This is a genomic window from uncultured Campylobacter sp., assembly GCF_938017775.1.
In the GTDB taxonomy this organism is placed as follows: domain Bacteria; phylum Campylobacterota; class Campylobacteria; order Campylobacterales; family Campylobacteraceae; genus Campylobacter_B.
Genome location: NZ_CALIIU010000008.1, coordinates 86703 through 100273 on the forward strand (window position 1 = coordinate 86703; position 13571 = coordinate 100273).

General features: G+C 48.0%; 14 protein-coding genes. 4 read left to right on the plus strand and 10 right to left on the minus strand.

Going from position 1 to position 13571, the window contains the following annotated elements:
* Nucleotide 1 precedes the first annotated feature (1 nt).
* A complete protein-coding gene (locus tag Q0537_RS01085; RefSeq protein WP_299224369.1) occupies nt 2-1291 on the plus strand; it encodes a MotA/TolQ/ExbB proton channel family protein in 1290 nt (429 codons plus the stop codon).
* Entirely contained in the window at nt 1278-2300 is a 1023-nt protein-coding gene (locus Q0537_RS01090; RefSeq protein WP_299224371.1) for an OmpA family protein, read from the plus strand. The genes Q0537_RS01085 and Q0537_RS01090 overlap by 14 nt, the downstream gene beginning before the upstream one ends.
* 321 nt (nt 2301-2621) lie before the next feature.
* Here the strand turns inward: Q0537_RS01090 and Q0537_RS01095 are convergent, their stop codons facing one another.
* The gene (locus Q0537_RS01095) at nt 2622-3947 is read right to left on the minus strand and encodes a tetratricopeptide repeat protein (RefSeq protein ID WP_299224373.1); all 1326 of its coding nucleotides are present in this window, start codon (nt 3945-3947) and stop codon (nt 2622-2624) included.
* Between the two features lie 147 nt (nt 3948-4094).
* On the opposite strand from Q0537_RS01095, the gene hisD reads away from it, so the two are divergent.
* Nucleotides 4095-5384, plus strand: coding sequence for a histidinol dehydrogenase (gene hisD, locus Q0537_RS01100; protein ID WP_299224376.1), 1290 nt, complete (start codon nt 4095-4097; stop codon nt 5382-5384).
* Between the two features lie 336 nt (nt 5385-5720).
* Nucleotides 5721-6011, plus strand: a complete 291-nt coding sequence (locus tag Q0537_RS01105) for a DUF5339 domain-containing protein (protein WP_291936556.1) — start codon at nt 5721-5723, stop codon at nt 6009-6011.
* Nucleotides 6012-6465: 454 nt separating this feature from the next.
* Here Q0537_RS01105 and Q0537_RS01110 read toward each other — a convergent pair whose 3' ends face one another.
* The 9 genes from Q0537_RS01110 to Q0537_RS01150 all read right to left on the minus strand — a co-directional run bounded on the left by Q0537_RS01110 (nt 6466) and on the right by Q0537_RS01150 (nt 13436).
* Nucleotides 6466-7083, minus strand: coding sequence for a hypothetical protein (locus Q0537_RS01110; RefSeq protein WP_299224378.1), 618 nt, complete (start codon nt 7081-7083; stop codon nt 6466-6468).
* Nucleotides 7084-7280: 197 nt separating this feature from the next.
* Nucleotides 7281-7982, minus strand: coding sequence for a YbaK/EbsC family protein (locus Q0537_RS01115; RefSeq protein WP_299224380.1), 702 nt, complete (start codon nt 7980-7982; stop codon nt 7281-7283).
* A gap of 486 nt (nt 7983-8468) precedes the next feature.
* Nucleotides 8469-8978 (minus strand): hypothetical protein, encoded by a 510-nt coding sequence (locus Q0537_RS01120; RefSeq protein WP_299224382.1) that lies wholly within the window; start codon nt 8976-8978, stop codon nt 8469-8471.
* Between the two features lie 17 nt (nt 8979-8995).
* Nucleotides 8996-9421, minus strand: coding sequence for an ecotin family protein (locus Q0537_RS01125; RefSeq protein WP_299224384.1), 426 nt, complete (start codon nt 9419-9421; stop codon nt 8996-8998).
* Between the two features lie 84 nt (nt 9422-9505).
* Entirely contained in the window at nt 9506-10219 is a 714-nt protein-coding gene (locus tag Q0537_RS01130; protein ID WP_299224386.1) for a hypothetical protein, read from the minus strand.
* Between the two features lie 252 nt (nt 10220-10471).
* Complete coding sequence (locus Q0537_RS01135) at nt 10472-10819, minus strand: hypothetical protein (RefSeq protein ID WP_299224388.1); 348 nt, start codon at nt 10817-10819, stop codon at nt 10472-10474.
* 154 nt (nt 10820-10973) lie between these two features.
* Nucleotides 10974-11531: a hypothetical protein gene (locus tag Q0537_RS01140; RefSeq protein WP_299224390.1), complete on the minus strand. Its 558-nt coding sequence runs from the start codon at nt 11529-11531 to the stop codon at nt 10974-10976.
* A gap of 15 nt (nt 11532-11546) precedes the next feature.
* On the minus strand, nt 11547-12974 hold the full coding sequence (locus Q0537_RS01145; RefSeq protein WP_299224392.1) for a hypothetical protein: 1428 nt from the start codon (nt 12972-12974) through the stop codon (nt 11547-11549).
* A 33-nt stretch (nt 12975-13007) separates the two neighbouring features.
* Complete coding sequence (locus Q0537_RS01150) at nt 13008-13436, minus strand: hypothetical protein (RefSeq protein ID WP_299224394.1); 429 nt, start codon at nt 13434-13436, stop codon at nt 13008-13010.
* Between the last annotated feature and the right edge of the window lie 135 nt (nt 13437-13571).

The window sequence follows — 13571 nt, forward strand, 5'->3', positions numbered from 1 at the left end:
TATGGATCGCCCGAATAACGAAGTGCTCGATATCACGCTACCTGAGGCGAAGGAGCGCTCGCTAGCGGGCGTTTTTTTTAAGATCGCAGCTCTGCCGATTGCGGTTTTTGTGGTGTTTTTGCTGGGCTATTTGGGGCTTATCGGGCTGAAGGTAGAAACGCACTCGATCCTGATGCTTGCAGTTTTGCTTATTATTGCACTAATTTTAGCTCGTCATAATGCAGAATATGGCTGCTTAAATTTTCAAAATAATATCGATGACTTCAAGCGCGAGCTGAAAAATTACATCGTCGCCAATCTCTTAAGTATCGGCGGTAAAAAAAAATCAGATGCTAGCTTTGATCTTTTTGTGGACGAATACGGCTACTCGCTACGTAATCAAAACTACGCTTCCGTCGCGTCGGCAGTCTTTCCGATGCTTGGAATTTTAGGAACTTTCATCTCGATTGCGATTTCGATGCCGCACTTTTCCTCAAGCAATATTGATGGGCTCGAAACCGAGATCGCGCAGCTTCTAGGCGGCGTGGGCACAGCGTTTTACGTCTCGATCTATGGAATTTTTTTAGCGCTTTGGTGGATATATTTTGAGAAAAAAGGCATTAGCAAATATGAGCGTCTGCTCATCAAATACAAAAATTCCACTAAAAATTTCTTTTGGAACAAAGACGAAATAACACAGGGCTATCTGAGTGAAATTTTAAACGCTAATTCCGAAATTTCGCGCTCATTTGCGATGATGAGCTCTACGAATTTTACCGAAAAGCTAAACCGCCTAATCGATGAAAAAATCGGCGCTTTTGAAAGCGTGATGGAAGCTGAGAAGCGAAGTATGGCGATTACACAAGAAGAGCTTGAAAAAGCAGGAGAGATGGTCCAAAGGACAAATCTCGCTCACGGCGAGTTAGATAAGAGCTTCGCTCAAATTTTATCTGCGCTCAAGTCCGTGTCTGCAAGCCTAATCGAAATTCAAAACGGAATTTCCGCGCAGTATCTAAGCCAGTCCAAGGCTTTAACGGACGGACAAGGCGAGCTGGCTAACGTTACGAATGCATTAAGCGCTCAAATAAAGAGCCTAAATGCCTCCTTAGGTGGGTTTGCGGGCGAAATTTCAAGTTCGCAGAATGCTTACGCCGCTAAAATTGACGCTAGCTTTAAGGGGTTAAGCGCGGATTTGAAGGCACTTTTAGCTGGAGAGGGCGCTGCGCGGACGAGCAACGAAAGCATCATCGAAGAGCTTCGTAAAACGCTTGCGAGCATCGATGAAAAAGCACTTTTAGATGAAAACGAATAACGAAGAAAAAGAGACCTTTTGGATTGCGTACGCCGATTTGATGGCGGGACTGCTTTTTGTTTTCGTGCTTTTAGTAGGCGGCATCATCGTCAAATACTTCCTCACGCAAAGCAACCTGCAAGAGAAAGAAAGCCAAATTTCAAGCGCGCTAGCAAGCCTGCAAAGCCAGGAGAAAAAAAGCGCCGAGCTTGAGGCGCTGAATAAAATTTTTAGCGATCAGCTCGAGAAGCTAAATATCGAAAACACCGATCTTCGCAAGCAAAATTCCATCTATTTCATACAGATCGAAGATCTAACCGAGATGGCGGAGAAGCTGAAAAAAGAGAATTTAGACATCAACTCGCTTCTGCAAAAAGCGCGCGACGATGCCAACGCTACGATCAGCCAGAACGAACTTAAAATCGCCTTTTTGCTCGATCAGCTCACGAAGAAGGAGAGCGATTTTAATAAAATTTTACAAGACCTCAACGTCACGAAAAACCGCATCCGCAACCTAACCGGAATGAAGGTCAAAATCATCGCCGATCTGAAAGAGAAGCTGGGCGGCAATATCCGCATCGATAACGAAAGCGGCGCGATGACGCTAAGCTCGTCGATCCTTTTTGACAAGGGTTCAAGTGAGCTGAAAGAGGACGCCAAAGAGACGCTCCGCTCGACGCTGCAGAGCTATTTCGCCGCGCTTTTGAATAACGATGAAATTCGCGAAAATTTAGATCAGATCATCATCGAAGGGCACACGGACAGCGACGGCGGGTATTTGTATAACCTCGAGCTCTCGCAAAATAGGGCGTTTGCCGTGATGGATTTCATCAACTCGTGGAATAAAGATGAGCGGCTGCAAAAATATCTCATCGCCAGCGGTCGCAGCTACACGCAGCCCGTGATGCGCAGAGGCGTCGAGGACAAGGACGCCAGCCGCCGCATCGAGATCAAATTTACCCTTTCAAACAAAGAGGCGATGGAGGAGATCAGGAAATTTTTGCAGTTCGACGCGAACGCTACGAATTAGCGGCTCGCTCGAAATTTTAACTCGCAAAGGGGAGAGTTTAAAATTTTAAAATTCTTAAAGAATTAACGGCTCATCTGAAATTTCAACGGCGGCGGAGCGCATCCCTTTATTTTAGCGCGAATGTCGTAATTTGGCGGCTCGCTAAATTTTACGCACCGCTTACGCAGCATCTGCTGCGGCGGAATGGGTTTAAATTTTAAACCCGCGTATTTTGCCGCGCTTTTAGTGCTGCTGTGCGCGACGATATAATTCAAATTTTGACCTTTAAATTTAAGTCGCAAATTTAAGCAGGTTTAACGGGCGGCTTAAAATTTAAACGGATTAAAAGCCTTGTTCGTTTAGCTTTCTATATCCGTTACAACCGACTTGATCACCCAAATCACAAGCTTTGCCGAAGTATTTTTTTGCCATACTTATATTCTGACTTATGCCTTTTCCTAAATAATATGAAATTCCGATATTATAGCATCCGCTTCCATCTTTTAAATTGCAAGCTTTTAGATATAGTTCATTTGCCTTTTTATAATCTTGCTTTACGCCTTTGCCAGAGCTATACAAAACTCCTAGATTATAGCACCCTTTGCCATATTTTAAATCACAAGCCTTAGAATATAACTCATTTGCTTTATTATAGTTTTGTTCTACACCTTCTCCTTGTTCATATAAAAACCCTAGATTGTTGCATCCTGCGTCATATTCTAGGTCGCAAGCTTGAGAATATAGCTTGCTCGCTTTTTTATAATCTTTATTTATGCCTTTGCCGTGTTCATATAAAATTCCAAGATTAGTACATCCTATGCCATATCCTAAATTACAAGCTTTAGAATAAAATTCACTCGCTTTTTTATAATCTTGTTTTTCATATAAAGCCCCTAGATCATTACATCCTAACCCATATCCTAGATTACAAGCTCGAGAAAGTAAGTTTCTTGCTTTCTCGATATTTTGTTTTATGCCTTCGCCTAAATAGTGTAAGACTCCAAGATTGTAACATCCTTCGGCAATTTCTAAATCGCAAGCTTTAGAATACAATTCGCTTGCCTTCTTATAGTCTTGTTTTATACCTTCGCCCGAGGCGTATAAGAGCCCAAGATTATTACATCCTGTGCCATGTCCTAAATCACAAGCTTTAGAATATAGTTCACTAGCTTTTTCGAAGTTTTGTTCTACATCTTTTCTTGAGTCATACCAAAGCCCTAATATATAGCATCCTTCGCTATATCCTAGATTGCAAGCTTTAGAAAGTAATTCATTCGCTTTTTTGTCGTCTTGCTTTATAGACGTACCTAAATAGTATGAAGCTCCAAGATTGTAACATCCTTCGGCAATTTCTAAATCACAAGCTTTAGAATAGAATTGATCCGCTTTTTGGTAGCTTTGTTTTACGCCTTCACCTTTTTCATATAAAATTCCAAGATTATGGCAGCTTTTACCATGTTTTAAATCGCAAGCTTTCAAATATAGTTCGCTTGCTTTTTTATAATCCTGTTTTATATTTTCTCCGAAGTAATATGCGCTACCGAGATTTGCACACGCCGATGCATCGTTATTGTCGCATTTACTTTGCAGTTCGTTTTCATTAAAATCGCTCTGTTTTGCCACTACTAAAGCCGCCGTGGCGATCAGCGCTAAAAATATCTTTTTCATACATCGCTCCATTTAAAATTTCGGCTATTTTATTTCATTTTCGCTTAATCTTTTGAAAATCGGCGAGCTGTAAATTTGCGCAGCCGCAAGCTTAAAGGCGAAATTTAGCAAAAAGCGTTAAAATTCCAAGCAAAACAAGGAGCGAAAATGAAAATTTTAAGAAGTACGGACGCAAATTTCAAAGAGGAATTTGCGAGGTTGGTGCGCCGCGGCGAGACGGATATGAGATCGGTAATGCTCGTCGTAAGCGGCATCATCGAAGATATCAGAGCGCGCGGCGATGAGGCGCTAGCTGAACAGATAGAGAAATTTGACAGATGGCGCGTACAGGGCGATTTGGCTATCACGCAAGAGCAGATGAGTCTCGCGTATGAAGGCTTAACCGCAGAGCTAAAAAACGCGCTTCAGATCGCATACGAGCGCATCTACGCTTATCATGAAAAACAGCTTGAGAGGAGCTGGTTTGGCTTCGATCCAAGCGGCGCGATGCTCGGGCAAAAGATCACGCCCGTGGATCGCGCGGGGCTGTATATCCCGGGTGGCAAGGCGGCGTATCCGAGCTCGCTTCTAATGAACGCGATCCCAGCAATCGTCGCGGGCGTGGAGGATATCAGCGTCTGCACTCCCGCCGTGGGCGGCGTCGTAAATGAGCTACTGCTTGCGGCGATGCATGTGCTGGGGATCAAAAAGGCCTACAAGGTGGGCGGCGCAAGCGCGATTGCGGCGATGGCATACGGCACGCGCACGATCGGCAAGGTCGACGTCATAACGGGTCCCGGGAACATCTTCGTAGCGACTGCTAAAAAGCTCGTGTTCGGCGATGTAAATATCGATATGATCGCGGGCCCTAGCGAAGTGGGCGTCATCGCAAACGCCGCGGCAAATCCGCGCAACATCGCCGTGGATCTACTCAGCCAAGCCGAGCACGACGAGATCGCGAGCAGCTTTTTGATAAGCGACGATGAAAAATTCGCTCTTTGCGTCGCAGAGCATATCGAGCGCGAGCTTCCTACGCTCGCGCGTGAACCGATCGCTCGCGCCAGCATCCAAAACAAGGGCGCGATTATCATCGCTCGCGATATAAACGAGTGCGTGGAGCTGATGAACGAGCTTGCGGTCGAGCACCTCGAGATCGCGACCGAGAACGCCTACGAGCTGCTTCCGCGCATACGCCACGCAGGCGCGATATTTTTGGGCCACTATACGCCCGAGGCGATGGGCGATTATCTCGCAGGTCCTAACCACACACTGCCGACCGGCGGAAGCGCGCGATTTTTCTCGCCTCTGGGGGTTTATAATTTTATTAAACGAAGCTCGATCATAGCGCTAAATAAACGCGCCATAGACGAGCTAGGCGGCGCGTGCATGGCGCTAGCGGATGCCGAAGGGCTAGGCGCACACAAAAAATCGGTGCAGATTAGATTCGAAGAGAAGTGATTTTGCGGCGGTAGCGCAATTACGAAATGAAATTTTAAAAAAGCGGCTTAGGGTTTAAATTTGCCCGCATATAGCCTAAGGCGGTTCGCATGCAGCTTAAAAATTGTAAAACGAAATTTTAAAAAGCACCGGCGGCAGTTGCGAAACCAAGAGCTGAAATTTTAAAATTTAAAGATGAGTTAAATTTTAAAAAATGTAAGCGTCGAGGTAAGAGTAAAATTTTAAAATTTCAAAAGCGCTATAAATTTAAAAAAACAGCCGTATTTGATTAAAATTTAAGGCAAATTTACTAAGCGAAATGATATACTTTCGCTGATTTTTTACAAGGAGAGAAAAATGAAAAAATCACTTTTAGTTTTGGCTAGTTTTGGCTTTGCGCTAAGTCTTAGCGCCGCAGATCTTTCAGATAGCTGCAAAGAGTATTTCGCAGATCTTGACAAGATGGTCGATACCTACAAACAAGCAGGTCAAGAGCAGCAGGTCAAGATGTATGAGGATCAAAAAAAGCAGTCTATGGATCAGATCAGCGCACTTCCTAAGGAGCAGCAAGAGGCCACTTGCAAACAAGCTAAAGAGATATTTAAGCAGATGATGGATCAGATGAAACAACAAGGCGCTATGAAATAAGCACCTTCGCGGGCACGATGATGCCCTCTTCAGTCGCGGCGATGCGATATCGTCGCGATTAATTCTTTTTAAACTCACACTTTTTTTAAAGATTTTTAAATTTTAAAATTCGGATGTTTTATCCTCGTTGCTTTCGGGACTTGCTAAGAATTTCAGATTTGATATTTAGCTTGTTGCAGGAAGTCAAAACCAATAAAGCGCTCGCCGTCGCGAAAATGCTCCGTAAGGCGATGCATCTTAGTGGGACGCTGCGGTGCACCAAAGATTTACGAGCCGTTTTGGCGCGGCTCGAAACAGCGCCTCATCAATATGACAAATTCGAGGCTCGGTTTGAGCGTTATTTTATCGCGATTTGAAATAGCTGGGCCCATAGATAGAGCGAATTCGCGTCTCAGTTTGCCGCTCTGCCTATGAAATTTACGGCCAAAAACATCTCGCAAAATCGCCTTGGATTTTAATCCTTAGTAACGATCGCGCCGTTTTGTATTTCGTGCACGCAGACATTTCTGTGCAGCTCTTTATCGCTATCTAAAGTATAGTAGTGCGTTGTTACTGTGCAGCGTAAATCGGCGTCGATGACGAACTCCTGCTTGGCGCGCATCGGCGGCTTGCTTTTACCGCAGTGTACGTAATCGGCGTAAATTTCGCGACAATCGCTTATACGAAATGCGTCGTTTAAAAGGCACATAAAAACATATTCGTGCCCACGTTCGCTATCTTTAAAATCCATCAGATAAAGCCTTAGCAGAATTGTTTTGACGCTCTTTTCTGGCAAACGACAAGCCCTTATGTCTTTGATCCTCTCCCAATACGCGCTTAGATTGTCGATTAAAAAGCTCTCCTTTGCGAACGAAAACAGCTCATTTTTATCAAGTAAATTTTTATCGATAGCCGCTAAGGGCGAAATTTCTTCCGGATAGCGCATTGGCAGTTGCGCGATCGGTAGATCGTCGTAGATATTTTTCATGGTCTGGTAAATCTCTGGTCGCGGCGCATTGGCTCCCTTGGCTGCAGCATTTTCCATGCCGTATAGCGCAAGTAGGCACAGCAAAAATGTCCACACCTGCTTCATAGCATTCCTCCTCGTTTCGGTCGCGCCCTCTTTGCTCCTAATCATACTGCAAATTTTAAAGCCTTAATATGAAGAAAAAAGATCAAAAATCAAAGCGCCCTTTTTACAACCACTCTCGCGCTGTCTTTTTCTGCCCTTGCTTTTGGGTTAATTTAATCCGAGTCCTCTTGTTTTTGTGTGAAACGGACGATGCGCGACTATTCGCCTTCCGTAGCCTTTTCGGTGAAGCTAACGATGCGCGGAGCTGCGATGCGCGCGTAATCCTGCGCGTTTAGGATAATCGAGTGATCGAGCAGGCCCGCGTTGAAAGCGATCTCTTCAAAGCGTCCGAATAGCGACGGATCGGCGATTAACAGCAGTTTGTCGTGGAAGCTAAAGGGCGGCACCGAGCCGATAACGCAGTCCGTGAGATCGCCCACTTCATCGGGGCTTACGAGCGATGCTTTTGTGCCGCCGAGCCTCTCTGCCAAGCGCTTTAGATCGGTTTTATGATCGGCTGCGAAGACCGCTAGGACGTAAATTCTGCCGTTTCTGCCCGCGGGTTTGTCGCTAGGAAGCTTCAGCTGCTGCGGCACGTTGGCGCAGATTTGATCGGCGGTTAAAGTTAAATTTCCCGCGCAGGCGCCGTTTTCGCAGCCTTGAGCGCTCGCAACGCAGGAAGAGTCGGGGTTTTGCGCGTCATCGGCGCTTACTAAATTTAAATTTTGCGCGAAAGAAATTTGCCCGTCCTTAAAGCCCTTGATCGTGCAAACCAGCGCCTTTGCGCCTTGTCCTAGCTGCGTGCCGCGGGCTTTGGCGACTTCTGCGGAGGTGCCCGCGCTTTGGTGAGCTACTACGCGGAAGTGCGCGCCCTGCTGCGTCAAAAGCTCTTTTAGGCTTTCAAAAATTCTCTCTGACATGCTCTCTCCTTGTTTTTGCGAAATTATACTGAAATTTTAACTAAACGACGCATCGGCGCCAAATTTTGCAACCTCGCCACTTTTGTTGGCGCAATGCTTGCCGCCGCCGCATAGGCTTTGTATGTCGCGCATTTTACGGCTAAATTTTTAAAATTTAAAAGGCGGATAGGCTGAAGGCGCGCTAAATTTTACGGCCGCAATCTACGCAGAAGCGCGATGAGGTCCCGTCGCGCATAAAATTTACGCAAAGGCGCGGCAAAATTTCGCGGTTAAAATTTGCGCAAAGGCGCAGCATAGTTTTTAAAAAGGGCGGTTAAATTTTCTACGCGCAGTTCAGCTCTTGCGAGCGATTTGACTTTTGTGAGCAGTTTGGCTTTTGCAAGTAGTTCGGCTAGTCGGCTCGTTTGCGAACGGCTAGGTTTTTCTGCGGCGCGGACATCTATAGGCGGGTCTTAAAAGCAGATCGCGTATCTCTTTTGCAGGCGGCTAAGCTTTTCTGCGTGCACGCACCCGCGCGACGACCTGCCAGAGCCCCGCGTCGCTTCGCAGCTCCTTCCGCCATGAAAACGACGCCTCGCTCATCTGTGAAAAGACGTAGCGCATCGCCCCCTTGCCGTTTTGCACTAGCACGATCTCCTCCGCCTCCTTGTGCGCGGTTAGGCGCAGCGCCGTGCCGACGCAGCCGTAAAAAATATCCCACGTCCCGCTTGCGGGCTCATAAATCCTTATCGTCGTGCCGTATTCGGCGTCGGGTTGCGGATTGATCAGTCGTTGCGTGCGCGGGGGCACGATAAACACGTCCTGCACCGCGTATCCGTCCAAAACCCGCGCAAAGAGCCACTCGCCCCTGACTTCACGCGGCGTGCCGCTCTGCAGGCCGTCCGTCCACCATATGTCCCAGTCGCCGATGAGCGGCGCGAAAAAATCGTGCTCGCTCGGTATCTTTGCACTCCGTGCGTCGCTGCATAGAGCCTTTACAAATCCGCTTTTTTGCATCAACGCTCCTTGCGGAATTATTTCATCTTGCGGATTTTAGGCTCTTTGCTCTCTACGAGTTCGTAAATTTTAAGCTCGACCTTAACGTCTTTGGGCGCTAAAATTCTAATTTCGCCGCCATCGTAGGCGAATGGATGCGTGAGCTCGTAATAGATCCGCTTCTTTTGCTTCTTGCCGTCGCATAGCATCAGCGTTTGAGCAAGCTCATCGCCGCCGCTAAACTCGTAATAAAGCCCATCCGAGCCCTCTTTTTGCTCTATTTTGCCGCCGATCAGATACGCGTCGTTGCAGTCGGCTTTGATCTCTTTCGAAAAGACCGCTTCGACCTTAAACTGCTGCGGCGGCATCTTTGACGGCGTTAGCTGAAAGACGTTTAGCTGCTTTTGCGCCTCGCCGCCGAATAAAAACAGCGGCAATAGGAAAAATAAAACGCTTTTTCTCATTTTTTACTCCTTAAAAAGATATTTTTATTTAAAATTTTAGCAAAATTTTTACTCATTAAACTGAAATTTCAATCGACTTCGTTTTTATCTATAGCAGATGATATTTTTTAGCGCCTCTGCCTCCGGTTTTAACGCCTCGCTATCGGTTTTTTGCGCGGCGCTCTTTTTGTTCGCTAAATTTTTGCTAGAGCTTTGCGGCGAGGGTTTTTCCCGCGCGTTTAAAGCTTTGACGACGTCGCGCGATATTTCGCCCTGCGTCTGCACGGTAGAAATTTCGCCGCTAGCCCCGCCAGACTTGCTCGTGCGGCGGCTTAGCACGCTTTTGATGCTTATCTTTTCGCCTGCGTAAAACGCCTCGCAAAGCCTGCCTTGCGCCTCATAGTCCGTTACTTTGACGCCGCCTTCTTGAAATTTGTAAAATTTTACCCGTTTTGCTCTTCGCAGCTCTTCGGTTCCGCCCCATACGTCGCTATGCGCGTCGAGACCCGCGAGCGCAAATGCGCCGTCTGTCGCCTTATACATATTGCCGAGCCTTATCGGTATGCGTTCGCCACTCTTTTTGGTAAGCACGAAGCCGATCTTTTCGCCATCTTTTGGGTGCGGGCGGAACTGCTTGGAGAAAAACGCCGTGAAAAATGCGACCTCCTTGATCTCGCCGTCGGTGCCTAGGTATCTCGTCCAGCCTTCTTCGGGCACGTCGATCTCAGCGACGTCTTGCCCGTCTTTTGCGCCGCATTTTAAGCCCGCGCAGCCGCTAAGCGCTAATGCCGCAAGCGCGACTAGAAATAGGTTTTTCATATTTTCCCTTCAAATAAATTTTGGCTCGGAGTAGGGCGTCGCCTGCGCCTCGGCGCGTAAATTTGCGCAAAATAGGGCGCGCTTGCTTGCTTTGCTACTTGGCTTACGCTATCACACTTCAAGGCACGCAAATACGCACGAGATAATCGGTAGCGCGGAATTTTAACGTCGCTCGGCGCCTTTTGCAAGCGTTCCGTAGCAAATCCGCCCAAAACCTCGGGCGCGCAAAGCCCGTATTACAGGCTAAATTTATTAAGCCGACGTCGCCCAGATGCGTAAAAATCGCTGCCCGCTCGCCTCAAACGAGCACTCATGCCAGTCCCAGTCGTTCTCGCCGCCCATTGCGAAATTACGAGGCTCGTCTGATAGCCCTGCCGCGCTCAAAGCAGCCGCTATCCGCTCTTTCATAAAATCATCGGGCTCGCTTGGCGTAAATTTTTCAAATTTTATCTCGTAAAGGGAGGCGAGCCCAAAGTCCGCGCGCACGAGCTTGCCGCACTGCTGCGCGAACTCCGCCGCGCTACATTCGTGCTTTGGGGCGTAGTACCAAACCTCCAGCTCCTCGATGCTCTCGCCCCAAAATTTTATGGATTTTAACATTTTGCCCCCTCCATTTTGCTCGTCGCGGCGATTTTAAATTTCATTGCTTAATTTCACTTGCCCCATACGGCGCAGGTTTTGCACGCAAGATCAAACTCTCGCTATTCGGCGCAAGCGCGCTGCGCAGACAAATTTAAATTTAATCCGCCGCGCTTTAAATTTGCACGCCGAAGTCCGTCCGCATCCCCTCTTTGCCCCTCGGCGTAAAATAGCAAACGACGTAGCAGAGCATTCGGTCCTTGCAGTCGTATTTGGCTTCGAGGCTTTCGATAATGCGCGCAAATTCCTGCGGCGCTCTGCCCTCAAAGGCGCCTCGCAGCTCCTCTGCGGCGATATGTCGCGGGCTAAGAAGCAGATACGCTGCGCCGCCGTCCTCATCCTCGCTGATGGCGCGTAAAATTTCATCGCTCGCGCGAACTCGCCAATGCTCTTTGCCGTCCCATTCGCGCAGGCTCAAAAACGTCGTGCCGCCGTCAGCGTCCAAAGCCTTTTCGTTTGGAATTTGAGCGCGTAAGGCGCCTTCATTTAAGCTCTCCTCGCTCGAAACCTCGATAAAAACGTCCGTGCCGAGCAGATAGCTGGTCCGCTCAAACTCGCTTTCGTACTCCCAGCCGTCAAATTTAGCGACAAATTCGCGCACCCGCTCGTCTGCTTCGCAGCCGAACATCATCGCGTCGCTATCTGAAATTTTAACGATATAAAGCTCGTTCATGGGATTTTCCAAATTTTATTGCGGCTCGCATTTTCCGTAAACCCACTCGCGAGTTTCGTTTAGCTTAAACTCGCCGTCTTTTAGAAAATACTGCTTGCTGCTTTTGATCGCGTTTTCGCCCGTAGCTATGTAGTCGCCGATGAAGCCGCGATCCAGGACGTCCTGCGCTAAAATTTCAGGCTCAAAGACGTTTTGCGTCTTTTGCGTCTCGCGCCATTTGCCGCTCTCATCAGGCTCGCGCAGGGTGATGGAGATGTTGTTGCCCACCTCGTCGTAGTCGTAGATATACTCGTACTGCTTGCCATCGGAAACCTGGCGATTTTTTATCACGTTGCCGCGCGCGTCGTAGCTAAGCTCGTTTTCAAACACGACCTCCCAGCGCTGCGACTCCTCGCGCCAAAGCACGGTTTGTTCGCGTAGAGGCCTGCTTTCCTCGGTCTCCTCGTGCACGTTTTTGTAGTACTCTCTCCACTCGTTTTTTGCGGCGTCCCAGCGCAATCTTAGCTCGCTAAAGCGCCTATACTTAGGCTCGATCTTGCGCAAGATCTTTTCATCGCGCCCCCAGGCGCCGTCGCGCCACACAAAATTTATCTCGCTGCGCGTCCCGTCCGCCGCCGTAAAGACGGTATGTTTTGTAAGCGGCACCCATTTGCCGCGCCACGCGTAGCCTTCTGAGCCCGCGTAAGCGTCGCCGTTGTAGTGATATATTGATTTTTCGTACGGCGTCCATTTTTTCGTTTTGGCGTTCCATTCGTAGGTCGCTACGAAATTGTTTCTGTCGTTTTCGTCGATAATTCTTTTAGTAAGGTGCGTCGGCGTCCATCTGCCCTTTTTTAGCGTGAAATTTTGTAAAATTTCCGTTTCACCCTCGCGCTTTTCGACGGCTTTTTCTCCCTCGTATGGCTTGCCGTCCTTTTGCAGACTAAAATAAATTTTTGAGCCGTCCTTTGCGATCTCCTGCTTGCTTATCGCCGTTTCACGAAATTTGTTTGTATTCGCGTCCCAGTCGTATTCGACATTTTCGATCTCGCGCTCGCCGCTTTCGTCAAATTTACTAAAGCTTTTCGATACGGACGCTCCCTCTTCGCTGCTCTTTTTGTAGATTTTTTCTAGGCGGCGGGTTTTGGCGTCGTAGTTTTGGCTCACTTCATATTCGTAGCGCGGCACGGCGCCGCCCTCTGTTTTGTAGCTCGTCTTTTGCAGGCAAATTTTATTCGCCGCCGCATGTTTCGCCGCCGCCTCGGTCGCGCTCGCAGGCATCGCAAGCGCTAACGTCGCCGCTAAAATAGAGCCTGCTAAAACTGCCGCTCGCGCCCGAAGCTTGTCTGCTAAAACCGCCGTCTGCGCCCTAAAAGCGCCCGCCGAAATAATCGCTCGCGCCTTTAAATTTAGCGCCGCAAAATCTACCGCACCCTCGGGCAAAATTTTAAAAATACCTCTCATGACCGCTCCTTTTATCTGAATTTTAAATCGCGCCTACCACTTTATATCCTCGCTCGAAAAAGCTCTTTCGCCTTCATAAATTTTCTCATAGCGGCTTAGCTTGCCATCTTTGAAATAGCCGATGAAATAGCTTGCCGATTTTTCGGCCTGCTCTTGCGAAATTTCATCGTAGAGATAGACGGGCTCCTTTGATTTTTGTTTGTGCAAGCACGAACAGCTGCGAAAATAGCGCCTTTTGGTTTTAAAATTTTGCGCCTCGCCGCCTTGCTCGTCTGCGCGCTTTGTTGCGCTTATTTCGCTACTCTGCTTGTCTGCTGGCGCCCGATCTTTTCTTTCGCCGCCTTGCATCGTCTGTTTTTGCTCGCTCGCCGCGCCGTGATCTTGCGCCTCTACGGCGCCGAAACAGATACTCGCTGAAATTAAAGCCGAAATAGCCGCTCTTGTCGCTTTGAGTAAAACCATTTTTCATCCTCTTCTTTTGCCGCCGCCGCGTAGGATTTAAATTTTAAAATTTACACGCCGTACGAAACATCCGCGCTAGCTAAATTTAACGCATAGTTCGCACAACGCCGCGCCTGCTAAATTTAACCGCGACGT

Bases quoted from the DNA above. Each gene is read 5' to 3' on its own strand.
- Q0537_RS01085 (WP_299224369.1), top strand. From the start codon at position 2: ATGGATCGCCCGAATAACGAAGTGCTCGATATCACGCTACCTGAGGCG.
- Q0537_RS01090 (WP_299224371.1), top strand. From the start codon at position 1,278: ATGAAAACGAATAACGAAGAAAAAGAGACCTTTTGGATTGCGTACGCC.
- Q0537_RS01095 (WP_299224373.1), bottom strand. From the start codon at position 3,947: ATGAAAAAGATATTTTTAGCGCTGATCGCCACGGCGGCTTTAGTAGTG.
- hisD (WP_299224376.1), top strand. From the start codon at position 4,095: ATGAAAATTTTAAGAAGTACGGACGCAAATTTCAAAGAGGAATTTGCG.
- Q0537_RS01105 (WP_291936556.1), top strand. From the start codon at position 5,721: ATGAAAAAATCACTTTTAGTTTTGGCTAGTTTTGGCTTTGCGCTAAGT.
- Q0537_RS01110 (WP_299224378.1), bottom strand. From the start codon at position 7,083: ATGAAGCAGGTGTGGACATTTTTGCTGTGCCTACTTGCGCTATACGGC.
- Q0537_RS01115 (WP_299224380.1), bottom strand. From the start codon at position 7,982: ATGTCAGAGAGAATTTTTGAAAGCCTAAAAGAGCTTTTGACGCAGCAG.
- Q0537_RS01120 (WP_299224382.1), bottom strand. From the start codon at position 8,978: ATGCAAAAAAGCGGATTTGTAAAGGCTCTATGCAGCGACGCACGGAGT.
- Q0537_RS01125 (WP_299224384.1), bottom strand. From the start codon at position 9,421: ATGAGAAAAAGCGTTTTATTTTTCCTATTGCCGCTGTTTTTATTCGGC.
- Q0537_RS01130 (WP_299224386.1), bottom strand. From the start codon at position 10,219: ATGAAAAACCTATTTCTAGTCGCGCTTGCGGCATTAGCGCTTAGCGGC.
- Q0537_RS01135 (WP_299224388.1), bottom strand. From the start codon at position 10,819: ATGTTAAAATCCATAAAATTTTGGGGCGAGAGCATCGAGGAGCTGGAG.
- Q0537_RS01140 (WP_299224390.1), bottom strand. From the start codon at position 11,531: ATGAACGAGCTTTATATCGTTAAAATTTCAGATAGCGACGCGATGATG.
- Q0537_RS01145 (WP_299224392.1), bottom strand. From the start codon at position 12,974: ATGAGAGGTATTTTTAAAATTTTGCCCGAGGGTGCGGTAGATTTTGCG.
- Q0537_RS01150 (WP_299224394.1), bottom strand. From the start codon at position 13,436: ATGGTTTTACTCAAAGCGACAAGAGCGGCTATTTCGGCTTTAATTTCA.